16 protein-coding genes are annotated in these 20,764 nt (G+C 63.7%); 6 read left to right on the forward strand and 10 right to left on the reverse strand.

The window, feature by feature from the left end; translation table 11 throughout:
* The first annotated feature begins 5 nt into the window (after positions 1-5).
* From A3CW_RS0103830 to A3CW_RS0103840, 3 genes are read left to right on the forward strand one after another with little or no spacing between them, the layout of a single operon-like run.
* Positions 6-1,019, forward strand: coding sequence for an ABC transporter permease (locus A3CW_RS0103830; RefSeq protein WP_028202383.1), 1,014 nt, complete (start codon positions 6-8; stop codon positions 1,017-1,019).
* Positions 1,019-1,828, forward strand: a complete 810-nt coding sequence (locus tag A3CW_RS0103835; RefSeq protein ID WP_028202384.1) for an ATP-binding cassette domain-containing protein — start codon at positions 1,019-1,021, stop codon at positions 1,826-1,828. Before A3CW_RS0103830 ends, A3CW_RS0103835 begins: the two co-directional genes overlap by 1 nt.
* Positions 1,829-1,882: 54 nt before the next feature.
* The gene (locus A3CW_RS0103840) at positions 1,883-2,608 is read left to right on the forward strand and encodes a FadR/GntR family transcriptional regulator (protein WP_028202385.1); all 726 of its coding nucleotides are present in this window, start codon (positions 1,883-1,885) and stop codon (positions 2,606-2,608) included.
* Between the two features lie 66 nt (positions 2,609-2,674).
* Here the strand turns inward: A3CW_RS0103840 and araH are convergent, their stop codons facing one another.
* The 7 genes from araH to A3CW_RS0103875 all read right to left on the reverse strand — a co-directional run bounded on the left by araH (position 2,675) and on the right by A3CW_RS0103875 (position 11,627).
* A complete protein-coding gene (araH, locus tag A3CW_RS0103845) occupies positions 2,675-3,685 on the reverse strand; it encodes an L-arabinose ABC transporter permease AraH (RefSeq protein ID WP_028202386.1) in 1,011 nt (336 codons plus the stop codon).
* Between the two features lie 81 nt (positions 3,686-3,766).
* Positions 3,767-5,305: an L-arabinose ABC transporter ATP-binding protein AraG gene (gene araG, locus A3CW_RS0103850; protein ID WP_154677849.1), complete on the reverse strand. Its 1,539-nt coding sequence runs from the start codon at positions 5,303-5,305 to the stop codon at positions 3,767-3,769.
* Positions 5,306-5,360: 55 nt separating this feature from the next.
* Complete coding sequence (locus A3CW_RS0103855) at positions 5,361-6,365, reverse strand: arabinose ABC transporter substrate-binding protein (RefSeq protein ID WP_028202388.1); 1,005 nt, start codon at positions 6,363-6,365, stop codon at positions 5,361-5,363.
* Between the two features lie 56 nt (positions 6,366-6,421).
* Positions 6,422-7,351 (reverse strand): Gfo/Idh/MocA family protein, encoded by a 930-nt coding sequence (locus A3CW_RS0103860; RefSeq protein ID WP_028202389.1) that lies wholly within the window; start codon positions 7,349-7,351, stop codon positions 6,422-6,424.
* A 56-nt stretch (positions 7,352-7,407) separates the two neighbouring features.
* The gene (locus A3CW_RS0103865; protein ID WP_028202390.1) at positions 7,408-8,337 is read right to left on the reverse strand and encodes a dihydrodipicolinate synthase family protein; all 930 of its coding nucleotides are present in this window, start codon (positions 8,335-8,337) and stop codon (positions 7,408-7,410) included.
* A gap of 40 nt (positions 8,338-8,377) precedes the next feature.
* Positions 8,378-9,733: an MFS transporter gene (locus A3CW_RS0103870; protein ID WP_028202391.1), complete on the reverse strand. Its 1,356-nt coding sequence runs from the start codon at positions 9,731-9,733 to the stop codon at positions 8,378-8,380.
* 142 nt (positions 9,734-9,875) lie between these two features.
* Positions 9,876-11,627, reverse strand: coding sequence for an IlvD/Edd family dehydratase (locus A3CW_RS0103875; protein ID WP_028202392.1), 1,752 nt, complete (start codon positions 11,625-11,627; stop codon positions 9,876-9,878).
* A 166-nt stretch (positions 11,628-11,793) separates the two neighbouring features.
* Here A3CW_RS0103875 and A3CW_RS0103880 point away from each other — a divergent pair, with 166 nt between their 5' ends.
* Positions 11,794-12,777, forward strand: coding sequence for a LysR substrate-binding domain-containing protein (locus A3CW_RS0103880; protein ID WP_028202393.1), 984 nt, complete (start codon positions 11,794-11,796; stop codon positions 12,775-12,777).
* 33 nt (positions 12,778-12,810) lie between these two features.
* The gene (locus tag A3CW_RS0103885; protein ID WP_028202394.1) at positions 12,811-13,671 is read left to right on the forward strand and encodes a class I SAM-dependent methyltransferase; all 861 of its coding nucleotides are present in this window, start codon (positions 12,811-12,813) and stop codon (positions 13,669-13,671) included.
* 269 nt (positions 13,672-13,940) lie between these two features.
* Here A3CW_RS0103885 and A3CW_RS0103890 read toward each other — a convergent pair whose 3' ends face one another.
* The 3 genes from A3CW_RS0103890 to A3CW_RS0103900 are packed head-to-tail and all read right to left on the reverse strand — an operon-like array spanning position 13,941 to position 19,302.
* Positions 13,941-14,933, reverse strand: coding sequence for a PoNe immunity protein domain-containing protein (locus tag A3CW_RS0103890; protein WP_028202395.1), 993 nt, complete (start codon positions 14,931-14,933; stop codon positions 13,941-13,943).
* Between the two features lie 2 nt (positions 14,934-14,935).
* The gene (locus A3CW_RS0103895; protein ID WP_028202396.1) at positions 14,936-16,480 is read right to left on the reverse strand and encodes a hypothetical protein; all 1,545 of its coding nucleotides are present in this window, start codon (positions 16,478-16,480) and stop codon (positions 14,936-14,938) included.
* Positions 16,477-19,302 carry a type VI secretion system Vgr family protein gene (locus A3CW_RS0103900; RefSeq protein ID WP_028202397.1) on the reverse strand — a complete coding sequence of 942 codons (2,826 nt, stop codon included), beginning with the start codon at positions 19,300-19,302 and terminating at the stop codon, positions 16,477-16,479. The genes A3CW_RS0103895 and A3CW_RS0103900 overlap by 4 nt, the downstream gene beginning before the upstream one ends.
* A gap of 450 nt (positions 19,303-19,752) precedes the next feature.
* On the opposite strand from A3CW_RS0103900, the gene A3CW_RS0103905 reads away from it, so the two are divergent.
* Positions 19,753-20,754, forward strand: a complete 1,002-nt coding sequence (locus A3CW_RS0103905) for an alpha/beta fold hydrolase (RefSeq protein WP_028202398.1) — start codon at positions 19,753-19,755, stop codon at positions 20,752-20,754.
* The last annotated feature ends 10 nt before the right edge of the window (positions 20,755-20,764 follow it).

The following is a 20,764-nucleotide window of genomic DNA, read 5'->3' on the forward strand; positions in this document are numbered from 1 at the left end:
GAGTGATGAACTCTGTGAACGAAACTGGCAAGGCTGAAGTCACCGCGCGGGCTGCTGCCCGCCCGCGCGGGCAATGGCTCTCCGCGTGGGCGCCCGAGCTGCGCATTCTGCTCGTTGCGATGATCCTCGCGGCGTACTTCGAATTTTCCAACCGGGATTTCCTGCTCACCAACGCGAGTCTCGTCAACCTCTCGCAGTTCATCGCGCCGGTGGCGATCATTGCGTTCGGCGAAATCATGCTGATGATCGGCGGCGACATCGATCTCTCGGCAGGCATGGTGTTCGCATTCGCGCCGTTCATGATGGTGTTCGCCAACGACGCGGGCGCGCCCATGTGGCTCGCCGTGATCGCGGGGCTCCTGGCCGCGGGCATCGTCGGCTTCGTGAACGGGGCCGTGACCGTGTGGCTGCGCCTGCCCTCGTTCGTCACGACGCTCGGCACGCTCTTCCTCATCAACGGCATCACGCTCACGATCTCGCGCGGCACGCCCGTGCAGACGCCGGGTTCGCCCGAATTCGCGGCCTTCATGGGTGCGTGGGGCTATAGCGAGATCCTCTGGACTATCGTGATCGCGTTCGCGATGCACGTGCTGTTGCGGCATACGCGCTGGGGCCTGCATACGCAGGCGGCGGGTGCGAATCCGATAGGCGCGAGCGAAGCCGGTATTCATGTGAACCGGCTGCGCCTCGGCAACTTCATCATTGCCGCCGTGCTCGCGGGCTTCACCGGCATTCTGGAAGGCTTTCGCATCACCTCGATCGACCCGCAGGCGGGCGGCAACCAGATCATGTTCCTGGCCGTGGCTTCGGCCGTGATCGGCGGCACGCCGCTCACTGGCGGTTCGGGCACGATCGTGGGCGGCCTGATCGGCGCGGCGGTGCTCGGCATTCTCAACGACGGCTTCACGCTCATCGGTATCAACGCGTTCACCTTCAACATCATCCTCGGCGCCGCAATTCTCGCCGCCATGGTCTTCAACATCCACGTTGGGCGCCTGCGCCGCAAAGGGAGCCGATGATGGACGAATCGCAAGCTTCCCCCGGCGGCGCGAGCGCCACGGCCAACACCCCGCTCGCGGTGCGGGGCGACAACATCGTCAAGCGCTTCGGCGCGGTCACGGCGCTCGACGGCGTTTCGCTCACGCTCGGCCGCGGCGAAATCCTCGGCATTCTCGGCGACAACGGCGCGGGCAAGTCCACGCTCGTGAAAATCCTCACGGGTTTTCACCAGCAAACGAGCGGCACGCTGCAGATCGACGGCAGCGAAACGCTGCTGCGCTCGGTGGACCATGCACGCTCGCTTGGCATCGAATGCGTTTATCAGGACCTCGCGCTCGCCAATTCGCTGAGCATTTACCACAATATGTTCCTGAACCGCGAGATTGTGCGGCGCGGGCCCTTCAGACTGCTCGATCACAAGCAGATGCGCCAGCGCGCGGCGCAACTGCTCGACGACATCGGCGTGCACGTGCCCTCGGTGGACCTGCCTGTGGAGCGGCTTTCGGGCGGTCAGCGCCAGGCGATCGCGGTGGCGCGCGCCGTGCATTCGAACGCAAAGATCCTGCTGCTCGACGAGCCGCTCGCCGCGATGGGCGCGCGCGAAGCGGGTCTGATCATCGATCTCATCATGCGTTTGAAGGAAAAAGGCGGGCTATCGATTATCATGATCATGCACAACTATGCGCAGACGCTCGATATTGCGGATCGCATCATGTTGATGCAGCGAGGCCGCGTGACATACGAGCAGCACAGCGCCAATACATCGGTGGCTGAACTGATGGATATCGTGCGGCGGGAATACCGGGCCATGCGCGCCACCAGCGCGTAGTGACCCAATAACAAAGGGGGACGCTCCGATCGGGTAGCCCCCGGCCGGACAATCATGGATTACCGCAATCTAGAGAAACGCAAGAGCATGCACGCGCGCATCGTGCAGGAGCTCGGCATGCAGATCGTGGGCGGCACGCTCCCCCCCGGGCAGCGCCTGCCCGCCGAACCCACGCTGTGCGAGACCTACGGCGTGAGCCGCCCCGTGTTGCGCGAGGCCACGCGCGTGCTGGTCGCCAAGGGCCTGGTGGTTTCGAAGCCGCGCGTGGGCAGTGTCGTGCGACCGCGCGAAGAATGGCACATGCTCGACCCCGACGTGCTCTACTGGACCGTCAACAGCATTCCCGAAGGCGAGTTCTTCCGCTCGCTCATGACCGTGCGGCAGATCATCGAACCCGCCGCCGCGGCGCTCGCCGCGATTTCAGCGAACGACGAAGACCGCGCCCGCATTACCGCAGCCTACGCCCGCATGGAGCAGGCGCAAACCGCTGCCGACCTGCTCGAGCCCGACCTGGAATTCCACCGCGCGATCATGGCGGCCACGCATAACAACATGCTGGCGTACATCGGCAACATGCTCTCGCTCGCGCTTTCCGAGTCGATCAAGCTCACGAGCCGCCATCCCAACACGCATGCGCTTTCGCTGCCGCGCCACAAGGCGATTCTCACGGCGATCGAGCACGGCGACGCGCTCGCGGCGCGGCAAGCGAGCGTCGTGCAGCTCGACAATGCGCGCGCCGACGCCAAATCGATTCTGGGCGGGGCGGGGCTGGAAACTTGAGGCCCGCCGACTACTGAAGCGCCGCCGCGCCAGCGGCGCATTGCGGCGCATCGACGTGCCCTTCCCTCACACTGCGCGCTTGCTGCGGCGGTACTGGTCGAACAGCACCGCGAGCAGCAGAATGCCGCCGCGAATCAGGTACTGATAGAACGTCGGTACGTTCATGAGGCTCATGGCGTCTTGCACCGAGCCCATGATGAGCACGCCCACGAGCACGCCCGAGATCGTCGCCACGCCGCCCGTGAGCGACACGCCGCCCAGCACGCAAGCCGAGATCACGCCGAGTTCGAGACCCACCGAAGTCTTCGGATCGCCGAGACTCATGCGCGAGGCCAGCATCACGCCCGCAAAGCCCGTAATGAGCCCTTGCAGCACGAACACCGTGATCTTGATGCGCGTGACCGGGAGGCCTGCCAGGCGCGCCGCTTCGCTATTGCCGCCCACCGCGAGCACGTTCTTGCCGAACACGGTTTTCTTGAGCAGGAAGCCGAACACCACGAAGCCGATGATGTTGCTCCAGATCGGGAACGAAATGCCGAGGAACGAGCCGCCGCCCAGATCGAAGAAGCGCTCTTCGGAGATCATCACGGCGTCGCCGTTCGAGGTGAGGAACGCGAGGCCGCGCACCGCTTCCATCATCGCGAGCGTGGCGATCAGCGAGTTGATCTTGAAGCGCGCGATCAGCACGCCATTGACGAGCCCCACCGCGCCGCCCGCGAGCACGCCCGCCGCAATGCCCAGCAGCACGCTATGCGACTGCGTGATGACCGTGGAGGCCACGACGCCCGCGAACGCCACGATCGAGGCGACCGAAAGATCGACCTCGCCGAGCGCGAGCACGAACATCATCGTGACGGCGATCGAGCCGATCAGCGTGACGGAGAGCAGCAGGCCCTGAATGTTGCGGGTCGTGAGGAAGTCGGGCACCGTTGCGGATAGCACCGCGAACAGCACCACGAACACCACCGCGATGCCCGATTTGTTGATCATGTCCCAGGCCCGCGCGCGCTGGGGGGTAATCGGCGCGGCGGCTTCGTTGACGGTAGGCGTGCCCTGTGGCTGCATGGCTTCACTCATTTCTGGTTCATCGTTTCGGATCGGTCGCGAGCGTCGCTTGAAGACGTTTCAGACGCGACCGGCAAGGCAAAAAAACAGGCTTTAGCGCGGCAGCGCCATCTTGATCAATTCGTCGGGCGAGGCTTCGGCCTTCGGCAGGCTGCCCGCAATCCGGCCTTCGCGCATGACGATGATGCGGTCCGATACGCCGATCACTTCGGCCAGATCGCTCGACACCATGATCACGGTCTTGCCCGCTTCCGCGAGCTCGTACAGAAGGTTGTAGATCTCGGCGCGCGCGCCCACGTCGATGCCGCGCGTGGGCTCGTCCATCAGGAACACCTCGATGCGTTCGGCGAGCCAGCGCGACAGAATCACCTTCTGCTGGTTGCCGCCCGACAGCGTGCCGATTGCCGTGTCGCCGTTGCGCGTCTTGATCGCGAGTTTCTTGATGTAGTCCTGCGCGAGGTCGCGCTCGCGCCGCGCGTCGAGCAGGAAGCGCGCGGGGCTGAAGTGGCGGCGCGCGCTGATGTTGAGGTTGTCGGCCACCGAGGCGATCGCGACGATGCCTTCCTGCTTGCGGTCCTCGGGGCATAGCGCGAGGCCCGCGCGCACGGCGTCGCGGGGGCTGGCGAAATTGACGCGCTTGCCGTCGAGTTCGACGTGGCCCGCGCTGGCGCGCGTCGCGCCGTAAATCAGCTTCATGAGTTCCGAGCGCCCCGCGCCCACGAGCCCGAAGAAGCCGACGATCTCGCCGCGCCGCGCCGCGAACGACACCGGCTCGGCCAGCCCAGGACCTAGCAGGCCCTTCGCTTCGAGCAGCACGTCTCCCGCTTCGCGCGCACGATAGCCGTACACGTCCTCGATCGAGCGGCCCACCATCGCCGCAATCAGGCGATTGCGGTCGAGATCGGCCACCGAATCGAACGTTTCGATGCGCTTGCCGTCGCGGAACACCGTCACCCGGTCGCAGAGCTCATAGACTTCGTCCATGCGGTGCGTGACGTAGATGATCGCGCGGCCATCCGCGCGCAGCGCGTTGATGATGCGAAAGAGGTTCTCCGTCTCGCGCGCCGAGAGCGAGCTGGTCGGTTCGTCGAAGGCGATCACGCGCGCGTCGCGCATGAGCGCCTTGCCGATTTCGATCATCTGGCGCTGGCCGATGGAGAGATTCTTCACCGGCGTGCGCGGATCGATGCGCTCGCCAAGCCGCTTGAGTTCATCCATCGCGCGCTTGACGAGCGTGCCTTCGTCGAGCACGCCGAGGCGGTTGGGCAACTGCCCGAGCATCAGGTTTTCCGCCACCGTCAGCTCGGGCACGAGATGCAGTTCCTGATAGATGATCGCGATACCCGCTTCGAGCGCCGCCTTCGTGGTCGTGAAGCGGTGCTCCGCGCCACCCAGCTTGAGCGTGCCTTCCTGCGGCTGGTTCACGCCCGAGAGCACCTTGAGCAGCGTGGATTTACCCGCGCCGTTCTCGCCCATCAAGCCGTGCACTTCGCCGGCACGCACTTCCAGCGCCACGCGATCGAGCGCGCGCACGCCCGGGAAGCTCACGGTAATGCCGTCGAGTTCCAGGTACGCGCGATTCCCCTGTTGAGCGCCCTTCACCGCGTTCGCTTGCGCGTTCGCGTCAGTCATGGTTTCAGTCATTGCATCCCTGCCCTTTGCTTCGCCTCAGTCTTCTACGCAGTGCTTAGATACCCAGCTCGCTGCGCACGGCCGTCCAGTTGTCGCGCGTCATCAGCTTGCCGGTGGTCTGCGTGTCGGCGGCCGGCTGCTTGCCGTCGCGAATCCACTCGACGAGGTTCTCGGCGCTTTCCTTGCCGTGGTTCGTCGAGCTCACGGCGATCGTGCCGTAGAAGCCCGTAGGCTGCTTCTTCTGGAACTCGGCGAACGCTTCGCCTGCGCCGTTGATGCCCACGCCGATCACGTCAGCCGAAGGGATGTGCAGCTGTTCGGTCGCGCGCACGGCGCCCAGCACGCTTTCTTCGTTGAGTGCGAACACCACCCACTTCTTGATGGTCGGATGCTGTGCGAGCACCGGCGACGCCGCATTGAAGCCGCCTTCGTCGTCGGTGGTCTTTTGCGGGGCGTCGAAGATGTTTTCCTTCTTGAAGCCGCCGGCCAGCAGCGATTGCGTCGCGCCATCCGTGCGCAGCTTCGCCGTGGGCAGTTCATAGTCGGTGATACGCAGCGCGCCCACTTCTTCCGGCTTCCAGCCGCGGCGCTTCATTTCGTCGGTGATCGCCTGACCGACCTGATTGCCGATCTTGACCGCCGACATGCCAAGATGCGGCACGCTGGCGATCGGCTTGCCCGACGAGTCGACGAGCTGGTCGTCCACCGTCACGAACTTCATGTTGTAGCGCTTGGCGCGCGCCTGGATCGCCGGTCCGAGACGCACGTCGGGCGCGCAGATCACGAAGCCCTGTGCGCCTTGCGCGCCGAGGTTGTCGATAGCGGCGAGCACCTTCTCGCCGTCCGGCGTGCCGATGTTCACCACCGAGAAGTTCTCCTTCTGGCCGAGCGCCGTGGCGGCCTTCTGCTCGTTGATGAACCATGCCTGTTCCGGCATCTTCACGAGGAAGCCGATCTTCACGGGCGAGTCGGCGTGCGCCGCCACGTTCATGCCGAGCGGGGCGATGCACATCGCCGCGAATGCGGCACGAAGGGTCAAACGGCGGATCTTGCTGGTCATGCTTCTGTCTCCTCAGGTGTGGTTTGCTGCGTGTGTAGTGCTTGAAAGAAGTGTCGTCAGTGGCCGAAGGCCTCGACTTCGACGTGCCTGCCGAGCAGGAACGCGTCTGCCACGAGGCGCAGCGGGCGCACGTCCACGTCGTCGGTGCCGTGGGCGATCAACCAGTGAAAACGCTCATAGAGCGCCGAATATTCCCGTTCCGCGTCGAGCGCGACCGGCTCGCCCGCAATCGCGAGGCGCTTGCCGCCTTCGGCGATCGAGAGCAGGCCGTCCGTGGTTTCCACATCGATTTCCCATTGCTCGACCGGACCGTGGCGCCAGTCGAACTCGGCGCGCACGGGCACGCCATCGGTGTCGATGCAGTCGAGTTCCGCCGCGATCGGCGTTGCGCAGTCGCCCGGCACGTGCAGCGTCGCGCCCTGCAGCAGCACTTCGCGCGGCAGGATGCGCGTGACGATGGAAAGCGCGTTGATGCCCGGATCGAACACGCCGAGGCCGCCCGGCTCCCAGATCCACTGCTGACCCGGATGCCAGCGGCGCACGTCTTCCTTCCAGCGCACGTGCACGGCGCGAATGGTGCGCTCGGCGAGCCACGCGCGCGCGGGCTCGACAGCGCTCGCGCAGCGCGAATGCCACGTGGTGAACAGCGTGCGCCCGCGCTTTTGCGCGAGTTCGCGCAGCGCCTCGACTTCGCTCACGCTCGCGCCAGGCGGCTTTTCGAGCATGACGTGCTTGCCCGCTTCGAGCGCGGCGCGCGCCTGCGCGTAGCGCACCTGCGGCGGCGCGCACAGCGAGACGGCGTCGAGATCGGACTCGGCGGCCAGCAGCGCACCGATGTCCTTGTAGTTGCGCACGTTCTCCACTTGTGCGTTGCGGCTCGCGCTCGCGACGAGTTCGAAGCCCGGATTGCCCGCGATCGCGGGCAGATGCTGGTCGCGCGCAATCTTGCCGACGCCGACGATACCCAACGTATAGGACGCTTTCATGACGTATCTCCGCCCCTTCTTTTCAGGGAGATTTTTTATTCTGGATGACGAATGATTTATTTACCCCAGCGCAGCACGAGCGGATCGAGGCGGCGCGCAATGTCGATCAGCTCGGCGCGCGTCGCGGGATTCATCACGGGCAGCGGGTGGCGCGGCAGTTCGCACTCGATCACGCCGCCTTCCTTCATCAGCGACTTGCAGGCGAGCATGCCCGCCTGGCGGTTTTCGTGATTGATGAGCGGCAGCCACTTCTGGTAAAGCGCGAATGCGTCGTCGGCGCGGCCTTCGCGGTGCGCTACGATGATCGGGCGAATGCCGTCCGGGAAGCCGCCGCCCGTCATCGAACCGGTCGCGCCGGCGTTCAGGTCGGCGAGCAAGGTGATCGCTTCTTCGCCGTCCCACGGGCCTTCGACGGCCTCGCCTGCCAGCTTGATCAGCTCCCGCAGCTTGTTCGCCGCGCCCGGCGTTTCGATCTTGAAGTACGAGACCTGCTCGATCTCGCGGGCCATGCGCGCGAGGAATGCGGCGGAGAGCACCGTGCCGCTCGCGGGCGCATCCTGGATCATGACCGGAATGTCGATCGCGTCGGACACGCGCGCGTAGAAGTCGTAAATCTGCTGCTCGGGCACGCGGAAGGTCGCGCCGTGATACGGCGGCATGAGCATCACCATCGCCGCGCCCTGCTCCTGCGCGCGCTTGCTGCGCGCGGCGGCAACCGGCGTGCCGTAGTGCGTGGTCGTCACGATCACGGGTACGCGGCCCGCCACGTGCTCGAGCACGGTGCGCGTGATGAGTTCGCGCTCGTCGTCGGAGAGCGAGAACTGCTCCGAGAAGTTCGCGAGAATGCACAGGCCGTCCGAGCCCGCGTCGATCATGAAATCGACGGCGCGCTTCTGGCTTGCCAGATCCAGTTCGCCCGTTTCGGTGAACGTGGTCGGCACGACGGGGAAAATGCCCCGAAAGCGGGGCGTACGGCTCGTAGTCATGTCTTCAGTCCTGCTTGAGAAAAGGTGTCAGGCCGCGCCTTCACGATTCGCTCGCCAGCTCTCCGGTGCCGCGCCCAGGCGTGCGCAGCACCGCGCGCACGGCGAACGTCACGAGCACCGCGAACACCAGCGTGGCCGCGAGAAAGTAAAGCCCGGCCGCCAGGCTGCCCGTCGCGTCCTTGATGAGCCCGATACCATAGGGGCCGAGATAGCCGCCGAGATTCGCGAGCGAGTTGATCGTCGCGATCCCCACGGCCGCGCTCGCGCCGGTGAGGAACTCGCCGGGCAGCGCCCAGACCACGGCCTGAATCGAGTAGATCGAAAAAGCGGTCAGGCAGATGAACAGCAGTTGCAGCGCCGGCGCGCGAAACCACGCGCTCGCGGCCATCGTCAGCGCCGCGACGCCCGAGACCACGACGATGTGGCCATAGCGTTCGCGATGCTTGTCCGAGTGGCGCGGCACGAGCAGCAAGCCCGCTACCGCGAACAGATACGGCACCGCGGAAAGCAGGCCCGCCGTGGAATCGCTCACGCCGAACGCCTTGATAATGGTAGGCAACCAGAGCGACAAACCATAGATGCACAGCGGAAACGGCAGAAACAGCAGCGCAAGCAGCAGCACGCGGCGATCCTTGAGCGCGCTAAACGGGTTGCGATGCGTGTCGAGCTGGTAGGCGCGCTGGTCGGCGGCGAGTTCGCGCGCGATCCAGCGGCGCTCGGTGTCGTCGAGCCAGGGCGCGTGCGCGGGCGATTCGGGCAACAGACGCAGCGTGGGAATGCACAGCAGCACGGCGGGCAGGCCGCTCACGACGAAGAGCGTCTGCCAGTTCGACATGCCGAAAAAGCCGTGCGTTTCGAGCAGCGCGCCCGCGATCGGGCCCGTGACGATGCCGGCGATGGGCTGCGCGAGCACGAGCAGGCCAATCACGCGCGCGCGGTGGCGCATGGGAAACCACTGCGTGAGGAAATACAGAATGCCGGGATAGAGACCCGCCTCTGCCGCGCCCAGCAGGAAGCGCAGCGCGTAGAAGCTCTTCGGGCCGCTCACGAGCGCCATCAGCATCGTGATCACGCCCCACGTGAAGAGGATGCGCGCGAACCACACGCGCGCGCCGAAGCGCGCGAGCGCGAGATTGCTCGGCACTTCGCAGAGGAAATATCCGATGAAGAAGAGGCCGGCGCCCAGGCCGTAGGCGGCGTCGGAAAGGCCCACGGCCGCGTTCATGTGCAGCTTCGCGAAGCCGACCACTGTGCGATCGACGTACGCCACCACATAGATCAGTGCGAGAAAAGGCAGCAGCCGGCGCGCGATATGGCCGACGATGTGCTTTTCCTCGCTGCTGGCGCTTGCCAGTGCAGCGGGGCTTTCGTGTTGCAGCGCCTGCGGGTTCGTCATCGTGTCTCCTGTCGACAGCACTTAGCGCTTTAGCGCTTAGTGCTGTCCCATGCAACGCATCGTTTCTTTTCACCGGCGCGCGCCCTTCTTTGCCTTCGCGCGCTCAGGGCGCCGGCGCACCCTGACTCATTGCAGCCAACGCTCAGTGCGAATGCCGCGGCACCGCCGCCCCGCGCCTGCCCACGAGGAAGTCGAGGTCGCAACCCTCGTCGGCCTGCAGCACGTGATCGACATAAAGGCGCGCATAACCGCCCTTGCCCAGCTGCTCCGCCACGCCGGGCGCGGCCGCCGGATCGACATCGCTCAAACGCCGCGCGAGTTCCTCGTCGCTGATGTCCAGATGCAGGCGACCCGCTTCGCAGTCCAGCTCGATCCAGTCGCCGTTGCGCACCGCCGCCAGCGGCCCGCCCGCCGCCGCTTCCGGCGCCACGTGCAAGACCACCGTGCCGTAAGCCGTGCCGCTCATGCGCGCATCCGAAATGCGCACCATGTCCTTCACGCCCTGGCGCAGCAGCTTGGGCGGCAGGCCCATGTTGCCGACCTCGGCCATGCCGGGGTAGCCGCGCGGGCCGCAGTTCTTCATCACGAGGATGGAGTCCTTGTCGACGTCGAGCGACTCGTCGCCGATCGTCGCCTTGTAGTGGTCGAAGTTTTCGAACACCACGGCGCGGCCACGATGCTTGAGCAGCTCGGGCGTGGCCGCCGAAGGCTTGAGCACGGCGCCGCGCGGCGCGAGATTGCCGCGCAGGATACAGATACCGCCGTCTGCGATCAATGGATTGTCGAGCGGGCGGATCACTTCGTCGTTGTAGTTGGGCGCTTCGCGCACGTTGTCCCAGATGGACTTGCCGTTGACCGTGAGCGCGCCCGGATGCGGCAGGAGGTTCGCTTCGCCGAGCCGGCGCAGCACCGCCGGCAGACCGCCCGCGTAATAGAACTCTTCCATCAGGAAGCGGCCCGAGGGCTGCAGATCGACGATGGTCGGCGTGTTGCGGCCAATGCGCTGCCAGTCTTCCAGTTCGAGATCCACGCCAATGCGGCCCGCGATCGCCTTCAGGTGAATCACGGCGTTGGTCGATCCGCCAATCGCGGCGTTAGTGCGAATCGCGTTCTCGAACGCTTCGCGTGTGAGGACCTTCGAGAGCTTCAGGTCTTCCAGCGCCATCTGCACGATGCGGATGCCCGACATGTGCGCGAGCACGTAGCGGCGCGAATCCACAGCCGGAATCGCCGCGTTGTGCGGCAGCGAAACGCCGAGCGATTCGGCCATGCAGGCCATCGTCGAGGCGGTGCCCATGGTGTTGCAGGTGCCCGCCGAGCGCGACATGCCCGCTTCGGCCGAAAGGAACTGGTGCAGGTTGATCTCGCCCGCCTTCAGCTCCTCGTGCAGCCTCCAGACCACCGTGCCGGAGCCGATGTCACGGCCTTCGTGCTTGCCGTTGAGCATCGGGCCGCCGGTCACGACGATGGCGGGCACGTCCACGCTCGCTGCGCCCATCAGCAGCGCGGGCGTGGTCTTGTCGCAGCCGCACAACAGCACGACGGCGTCGATGGGGTTGCCGCGAATCGCCTCTTCCACGTCCATGGAAGCGAGGTTGCGCGTGAGCATGGCCGAGGGACGCAGGTTCGATTCGCCGTTCGAGAACACCGGGAACTCGACCGGGAAGCCGCCCGCTTCATAAATGCCGCGCTTCACGTGCTCGGCGAGCTTGCGGAAATGCGCGTTGCAGGGCGTGAGTTCCGACCAGGTGTTGCAGATGCCGATGATCGGGCGACCGTCGAATTCGTGATCGGGGATGCCTTGATTCTTCATCCAGCTTCGGTACATGAAGCCGTTCTTGTCCGTGGTGCCGAACCACTGTTGGGAGCGCAGTTTGGGTTTGGTATCCGACATCGTGTTCGTCTTGTGGAGCGGGTAGTTCGCCGAGTACTTCGAGCGATGGATTCGGCACAGTCTAGGGAGAAGTCTGATAACCTTCTAATGAAATAATGGACGCTTCCGATATCGAAATCGGCATTAGTATAAACACCTAAAACTATTTGGGAAATCAGGCGGAAACATGCTGGATACGAGCCCCTGGTACGTGCGCACGCGGCTGAAAACGCGGCAACTGCTCCTCGTCGTGGCGCTGGCGGAGGAAGGTAACATTCACCGCGCGGCGGCGGCGCTGAACATGACGCAGCCCGCCGCCTCGAAGCTCCTGCGGGAGCTCGAGGACATGCTCGGCGCGGTGCTGTTCGAGCGCATGCCGCGCGGCATGCGGCCCACGCTGTACGGCGACGCGCTGATCCGCCACGCGCGCGCCGTGCTCGGCAGCCTCGACCAGGCGCAGGAGGAACTGAATGCGCTCAAGGCGGGGCGCCTTGGCCACGTGTCGGTGGGTGCGATCACCTCGCCGGGCGTGCGCGTGCTGCCGGCCGCCGTTGCGGCGGTCAAGCGCACGCATGCGAACCTGCGCGTCTCCGTGGAGATCGACGCCAGCAACGTGCTGCTCGAGCACCTGGCGCAAGACAAGCTCGACGTGGTGCTGGGCCGCCTTTCCGCCGAGCACGACAAGCTCCAGTTGCGCTACGAACCGCTCGCGGGCGAGCCCGTGTGCGCCGTGGTCCGGCCGGGGCATCCCATGCTTGGGGCAGTGCAGGACAAGGCCCAGCCGATCGCGCTCGCCGACATCGCGCGCGCCACGTGGGTCGTGCCACCGGTCGGCAGCGTGCTGCGCCACCGCTTCGAGCTGATGTTCCAGCGCGCGAGCCTCGCACCCCCTTCGAACGTGGTCGAAACACCCGCGCTGCTGTTCATCACGCGCGTGCTGGAGCAAAGCGACATGATCGCCGTGCTCACCGAGGACGTGGCGCGCTACTACGCGGCGCACGGCATGGTCGCGATCCTGCCCGTGCCGATGGATTGCCAGATGGACGACTTCGGCATCATCACGCGTGCGGACGGGCTCCTCACGCCCGCGGCGAGTGTGATGATCGAGGCATTGCGGCAGGTGAGCGCCGAGATTTACGGGACGCGCGGCCGCGAGCAAGGCGCGCGATAATCGTGCGACGAAACCCGCGCGAAGGACCGAACCATGCCCGCCAGCCATACCGCCGCTCCCGACAGCACCGCCATTCGCGTCGCGCTGTGGCGCGCGCTGCACCTCCAGGTCGACGATGCGCCCCACGTGCTCGAAGACGAAACCGGCATGCAGATCGCCGCGCCGGATTCGAACTGGCGCGAGCGGCCCGATATGCACCCTGAAGGTACGCGCGGTTATCGTGCTTCGATCGTCGGGCGGGCGCGCTTTGTCGAGGACCTCGTGGCCGAGCAGACCGCAAAAGGACTTGCGCGGCAGTACGCGATTCTCGGCGCGGGACTCGACACGTTCGCGCAGCGCCACCCCGAAATCACCTCACGCTTGCACGTGTACGAGGTGGACAAGCCGGGCACGCAGGCATGGAAGCGTCAGCGGCTCATGGAGCTGGGATATCGCGAGCAGGCGTGGCTGCGCTTCGTGCCGGTGGATTTCGAAGCCGGTGAGACGTGGTGGGAACGGCTCGCCGCGGCCGGGTTCGACGGCGCGAGTCCCGCGGTGATCGCCTCGACGGGCGTTTCCATGTATCTCACGCGTGAAGCGAACCTCGCGACGCTGCGGCAGATCGCGCAGCTCGCACCGGGCTCGACGTTCGTCATGACCTTCCTCTTGCCGCTCGAACTCATCGACGAGCCGGAGCGCTCGCAGCATGCCGCCGTGTATGAGCGCGCGAAGGCGGCGGGCACGCCGTTCGTGAGCTTTTTTGCGCCCGACGAGATGCTTGCGCTCGCAAGCGAAGCGGGGCTGCGTGAGGCACGCCATGTCTCGACCGCGGATCTCACCGCGCGCTATTTCGCAGGACGAAGCGATGGACTAAGGCCGGCTAGCGGGGAATCGATTCTTGTGGCGACGGTTTGAGGCGAGGTTGTCGTGGTCTGTTTACCGGAAGCTGGTTTTTTGCGCACTCAGCCGCAAGCGCGCGCCCGGTGAATCGGTCGGCGAGCTGGGCGGGCGGTGCGATGACTTGCGGATCGTCGTTTGGTGAAAGACTGAACGCCCGGTGCGGTATCGTCACGTCGCCCCATTGGAATCGACGGAGCACAAGTCGACGCCCCCTCAGCCGGCGTGCCTGCCGTATAGCTGAACCTGTTCAACTGCTCATCAGTCTGGCCGAACTCACCTCGCCGTCAGGCCTTACGCTCGAACTCCCACATCGCCGGCTGTGGTCGGTGCGCTCCGCTGCGGTCGGGCGCGAAGACGTCAGGCATCACGTCGCCCTGCTTTACCAGCACACCCGGTACATTGTGCCCTTGCGCTTTCCAGACACCCGTCTCTGGGCAAATCTGTCCAGTTCGGACCGTGACGGGTCCGGTCGGGGGAGTCCCGCTCGGAGCGTTCTTCTGGAAGCTGCGCGCGAAGTCGACGAGGTCTTTGGGGTAGACAACGTGCTCGCGCAGCGAAGTGTCATCCAGCTCAAGCAGATATGCAAGTGCGGCCGCTTCGATGGCCCAGTAACCGAAATAGAGACCCCGGTCTTCAGACAGGTCGAGATGGCTGTCATGCCAGTCGACGCTGCTCATGGATGAGTACCACTGAGCGAGATAGGTGTTCAGGTCCGTCAGACTCTCCTCGTCGGAGTCGCCGAACATGCTATTGATGCAGTCCCGGTACGACTCGTGAAGCCAGCTGTCGATGTCGACCCGGCCATCCATACCGTAGTCCAACAGCTCCTCATACAGTGCATCTCGGCCCCGATAAAGAGGGTCCTGAAGCGCAGCAATGCGCGGAAGCAAGTCCTGGCGGTGCAGCAAAAAGCACAGGCCGATGAGTTGCATCGCGCGCTCATACTCGCCAAGGTCACTAAGCCGGAAGGCGGGCCAGTCCGGGCGTCCAAATGCCAGGCGCTGCCATTTCGCGAGTTGCTCATACTCGGCAACGATACCGTCCATTTCGTCGCGCATTGGTCCAATAGGTTCTCCCGCGGTGTATCGCAGTAGCACCAGTTCGAAGCGGTCACTGGCGCGGAAGGCTGCAGCACCGGCCTGCTTTTCGTCCTCAGAACCGTTGGCAGGCAAGATGCGAGACCATTTGTCTATGGACTCAAGGAGAAAGCGCGAGAGCCATCTGAAATAGGGCTCACTGATGAAACGCTGTCGCCGTTGATTCGAAAAATCACTCATCGTTACGCCCTTCCATATTTCTTGTCTAAACGTGCCTGTTTTTCATTCGCCGCCTTGGCCACTTCGCCTTCAGTGTAATGAAGGGGCACGTGATGGTTGTCGTGGTCGTGCTCTTTGCCCATCATCAGCGCTTCCTCGTGCTGAATCGCACTGGGCAGGTAGAAGGGAACGTACAGGATGTGTCGCGCATAACCCTCTTCCACGATGGTTCTGGCCATGGACTTGCCTACCGCGTCCGGAAGGCTTTGCCGGACCCAGGTCGTCGTCATTTGCGCAATCTTATCGCCTGCTGTGGCTACCGTACCCGTGCTCGGAGTAGGCGTGGATGATTGCGGCGTGGACGGAGCCCCCGAGGTCTCTCGCCTGCCGCCCTTCTTGCCGCCGCCCTTCCTGCCCTTCGGTGTCGCTTGCGCGGATGCCGCTTGCGTTGCGCCATCATCCGCGATAGGCGGCTCGAGCAGTTCCTCGGGCCGTGGAAGCACCTCGTCAGCGATTCGGCTTGCCATCCCAAGCTTGGAGGACACATTGGGCTTGCTGTCCCTCTTCGGCTTTGAAGCGACCCTTGACGACTTTGCTTCAACAATCGCATAGGGCTTTCCGTTATTGTTTGCGGGTGTCGCGCGCCAGACGCCGTCGATGCCTTGCCCACGAGACTTGGGCGCAAAGAGCTTGTTGAGCTGCCTATCGTCGTTTAGCTTGCCAAGGACCGTGGCGCCCGGGGGCGTCGCCCAATGGCCGAGCGCGCCCTGGTCGTGTGAGGTCCAACCGGAGCCCCATTTCAAGTGCTCATAGCAGTAGTAGTCGGCAATGTGTTCACCGAGAAGCCCGGTGATTTTGTTCGTGATGTCCTTGACTGCCAGCTTGGCATTCACAACCCCACCGGCGCTCGGCGCAGACTTCGAGCGGTTGTGCCCGTCTTCGGCTTCTACACCAACCTTCCCTGGCTTCTCGGTCTCCTTTCGGAAGGCAACCGTCCCCTCAGCGGATGAGTTGGGCTGCTTCTTCTTCCAATGCATGAGCTTGCGCTCGACGAACTGGGTGAGCCAGTACGGCAGGTTTGTCTCAACAAATCCGAGCGCCTCGCCGAACGTGGTCTGCGCTGTTGGCGGCATCTCGCGATACAACCACGACTTCTCAATGTGCTCGCGAGACTCGGTCAGCAGCTTTTTCAGTCCCGACGCATCGAACAGCTTGTCGACCAGCTCTTCCGGGCTCGTCGGGCAGTGCGCGCGTTGAAGCACCATCCGCAGAATATCGAAGAGCAGCGGCCCGTAGATGTCCGACTTGTGATTGACGAGCCGAAACGTTCGCTTGACCCCGGCGCCGACCACGGGCACCCAGCCCGCGACCGCGAATACCAGGTCGATGCCTGTCTCAATCTTCGTCATCTCGTCGGTGGCGCTGCGTGCATTCCACACGTTCCAGACGCTTTCCGACGTGTCGTAGACGTTCTGCGCGACGTAGAACAGCGGGAACGCGTTGGCCGCCATCGAGATGCCAATCTGCTCGACCGCGTCTTCGACGGCCTGTTGGTCGTTGTCGTTCATTGGATGTCAGGGCGGCCGGAGAATTGATTGAAGAGGCTCGCGAGGTTTTCCTGGTTGATGCCTTCGTGTCCGCCGGCACCAAGCTCTTTCAGCACGTCAGCCTGGTCGAGCGTCTTCGCTGCGGGCAGCGCTTGTTGCGCGAACGGGCGTGCGTCCTCGCCGAAAAATGCCTTGGCTGTGCCTTCCGGCACATCTCGAAGCACCGCGTGCCCATTTGCATCCAGCTTGCCGGCCAATGTAGTCCCGTTGTCGAACACGACCTTGTACGGCGCACCGGGCACAGGCTTCAGGTTGCTGTCGGTGAGGTTCAGCTCGAGCTTGTTGTGCAGGTCGCCCTTGGGCAATGTGGGCAAGTCGTAGGCACTGCTCGTGGGGCCGTTGAATGCATGCTGCGCACCCTTGATGTCTATCTGCCCGGGAGCATGAATCTCGATGTTGCCGCCCTGGATGCGAATGTAAGCACCGCCAGAGGTGAGCAGGACGCTCTGGCTTGCTGCCACTTCCACGTTTTCGGAGGCGGACAGCACCTTCACTGTCTTCTGCGCAGTCAGCTCGATGTTGTCCGAGTGCGCGCGAATCTCGACCTTGCCTTTCGCAGCGAAAAGCTTCATCCCTGCGTTCTGGACGAAGAGGCTGACTTTGTCCGTGACACTCGCAAGCAGCGACTTGCCCGCGGCAATGTGCGTGCTTTGACCGCTGACCAGAGTGAGCTGCTCGTCGGCACTCACGTGCGCGGATTGCTGCGTCGAGACGGCAATTCCCGCCGGGCTTGCCGCCAGGAGGATGGGCTCCTTGAACGCATTGGCCGAGCCAGTGCCGCCGCCGGCGGTACGCCCGCCGCTCGCCTGCCCTTGGGCACGCTCGGTCGACGCTGCGGCGAATGCCTTGAGCGCGTCCTCGCCAGCTTGCAGGCTTTCGGCCTGATGCGTCGTGCTCGCGCTACTGAGGGATTCGATGAGGGTGCCCGCGCCGGACAACTGACCTCGTGCGGCGCTAACATCGAGCTGCTGTGCGTTCGCACCGCCCGCGGCGTGCGTCGAGATGAGCATCCCCCGGTTGGCACACAGCGCACCGTATGCGTCGGTGCGCAGTTCGAAGCCGCTGCCGAGATAGCTGCCGCGCGTGTTCCCGTCCTGGGCAATGAGGTAGCCCATATGGAGCATGGAGCTGCCTTGGGACGATAGCAATTGAAGCCGAGTCTGGGCTGTTGCGTCGTCCATCACGAACTGGTTGTAGCCGCCCGCGCCACCGTATTCGCGAGAGCGAAAGCCGGAGAGGATGCCATTCGAGTGCCAATGAGGCTGAGTCGCGCCGTTATAAACGCGTCCGGTCGCGATCGGCCGGTCACAATCCCCTCCGACCCAGTCGATGTTCACTTCTTCGCCGATGCGGGGCACGTGGACGCTGCCGTAGCCGCTTCCGGTATCCGAGAAGGCGGCGCGCACCCAGCACGTCGCAGCGGACGCCTCCCGGCGGTCCCAATGCATGCGCACGAGGATGCGGTTGAGCGAATCCGTGTAGACCTCTTCGTTCTCTGGGCCCGTCACCGTTGCCGTCTGGAGATGCATGACGGGCTTGTGGTGTTCGAATGGGCTGCGAAACGGCACTTTCTGGCGCTGCGCCTCAATCTCGACGAGGAAGAAGCCGTCGCTGCCGTTGCCGCTCGAATCCACGACGGAGAAAGCGGCTGCGGTCCGTTCGTAGGTGGCGCGCACCGCCGCCAGCCGTTCAGCGAGGCTATGCGGAAATGGGTGAGTGTCGCTTACCGGGATATTGTTCCGGATATACCACGAGGCTTCGATGACCGCGAACTTCCAGTCTTCGCCGTCATCCTGCTCGTGCGCGGGATGGTCGTCCAGTGAGAACCAGTGGCCGACGTCGATTCCCCGAAGGCCGCCGACGCCGAAAAAGCGCCTGGCGCGCGACTCCCACTCTTCCAGCTTGAGCTTGGTGAGCTTGTCACCTCGGTCGGACTCCTGCCAGCTATAGGCGCCGGTGTACTCATAGACCTCCGCCTGTTGCGGGAGATCGCCCTGATTCCCGACGGTCGGAAACGAAGTCTCCTTGGTGGCGCCGGGCTTCTTGTAGTCGAACGTTCGAGTGCTGAAGGTCGTGCTTTGAAGCGTGCGCGTGCCAGACCACTGCACCAGGGCCTCTGTCTGGCTGGAGATGCCGGCACGGTAAAAGCCGACCTCCTGCGGCGACATCGCCTTGAGCGAATAGAGGCTATCGGTCACGACAAGCGTGTGCGACTTACCATCGTCGGCGTGCTCGAAATAGTAGAACCAGCCTTCCGACTCGAGCAGACGATGCACGAAAGTCCAGTCATCCTCATACTGGACACAGAATGACCGGACCGGCGATGCGTTTTGAATGTCAAACCGGAATGCCCCAGCCGCCTGCGGATGCATCTGAAAGACCGTTTCGAGGATAGCCTCTACCGACTTGTCCTGGAATATCTGCGCGTCCTTGCGGAATTTCAGGAAATGCAGCCACGATGAGTAGACCAGCTGATAGCTCGTCAATTGCCCGTCGGCTCCGAGACGCCGCGCGGTATGGACGTAACCATGCTGCGGGCGATAGGACTTGTCGGCGCGCTGAAGCCAGAGAGCGACCGGCTGGGCAATAAGAGACTTCAGCTCAAGCGAGCTATTCGTCGAGACAGCGTCGATGACGTATTCGAAGTTGCGGCCAAGGCGTGATGCACCCATCACGGCTTGCGGCAATAACGCATTTTCCCCCGCAGGGGAGTCCAGCTTTACGAGCCGGTCAGTCTGAAATAATGCAGACTGCATAAATGAGATAATGTCCTGCGCCCCCATTTAGATTTTCCTTGTCGGGATATCCCTTAAAGTCGACCGAAATCATAAGGGGATTTTCCCGACCCGACAATTCTGACTGGTTGAGTTTCTCAACTTTTAACATTCCCCGATGAAAGCGTTATGACCGGCGCGCTCACCTTGGGGACAATCCTCTGCAGCTCCCGCACCAGACGTCGCCGTATGCCACGACTTGATATGCCGGTACTCTCTCTATATAGAAGCAGTTGAACAGGGGCACACGGCGACTTGCCGGTGGTGTCGGTTCTCGTTGAAAAACCGCCGCCGGTGAGTCGTTTGATGACGCATCTCGCCGGCGTCGCAGATAATCTGCGCGGAATGATTTCATCATTAGCGTCCGCCCCACTTGAATAATCGCGCGAAGACCCAACCATCTCCGTACTTTGCAAGTCCGTCACAAATCCAAAAACCTCACATCCAGGGACCTGGACCATGCGTCTGATATTCCGCATTGGCCTGCTTTTGCTCTCAATTTTCATCGCGGCACTTATCGCCGGAAGCGGCTACGAAGCGCTTCAGCGGCACCTCGCGCGGGAGAACCATCAACCGCCGGGTGAGATGGTGAACGTCGGAGACCGTCGCATACAACTCAACTGCACGGGCAGTGGCTCTCCGACGATAGTGTTCGAATCCGGCCTGGGCATTAGCGGTTCGCTGGACTGGTCCGCCATCCAGCCATCCGTTTCGAAGGTCACCCGTGCCTGTTCATACAGTCGCGCAGGAATCATGTGGAGCGACCGCAGTACTGGGATGCAAGACGCCAAATCGGTTGCTGGGGATTTGCATCGAGCGTTGCAGGTAGCAGGGGAACGTGCTCCCTTCGTGCTGGTCGGTCAGTCGCTGGGTGGCGCTTACATCATGAATTTTACGGGCTTCTACCCTGCGGAAGTATCAGGCCTTGTGTTTGTGGATGCATCGCATCCGGACCAGCTCCAGCGACTCCAGAAAGTCATGCCTTCTGTTGACACACGGTTGCCCAAACTCGGAGCGTCGCTGTCATGGACGGGCGTTGTCCGCGCGCTTGCTCCTGGCATGGTTCAACGAGCCCCCAATCAAAGCGACGCTGACTATCGCGCAATCGTGGCTTATGCGCCGATGTCGCTGGGGCCAATGCTTCAGGAAAATGATTCGCTGCCCGCGACGCTGGCCCAAGCCGGCCGTTTTCGAAACCTCGGCAGCCGTCCAATTTACGTACTGACGGCGACCGCGCCGTTTTCTGCGGCGGCGCTGAAGTCGATGCACATAACAGCCGTCCAAGGCCAGCAGGTACGAGAAATTTGGACCCAACTGCAGAACGATGAGGCGTCCTGGTCTTCGAACAGCCGACATGAGTTCGTTGACTCGGACCACGACATCCAGTTTGAGCGGCCGGATGTTGTCATCAAGGCGGCGCTCTCAGTCGTCCATGAGGTTCGAAGCCGTGCCCAACTCTAATAAATGCGCA

The organism is Paraburkholderia nodosa DSM 21604 (assembly GCF_000519185.1).
Classification (GTDB): Bacteria; Pseudomonadota; Gammaproteobacteria; order Burkholderiales; family Burkholderiaceae; genus Paraburkholderia; species Paraburkholderia nodosa.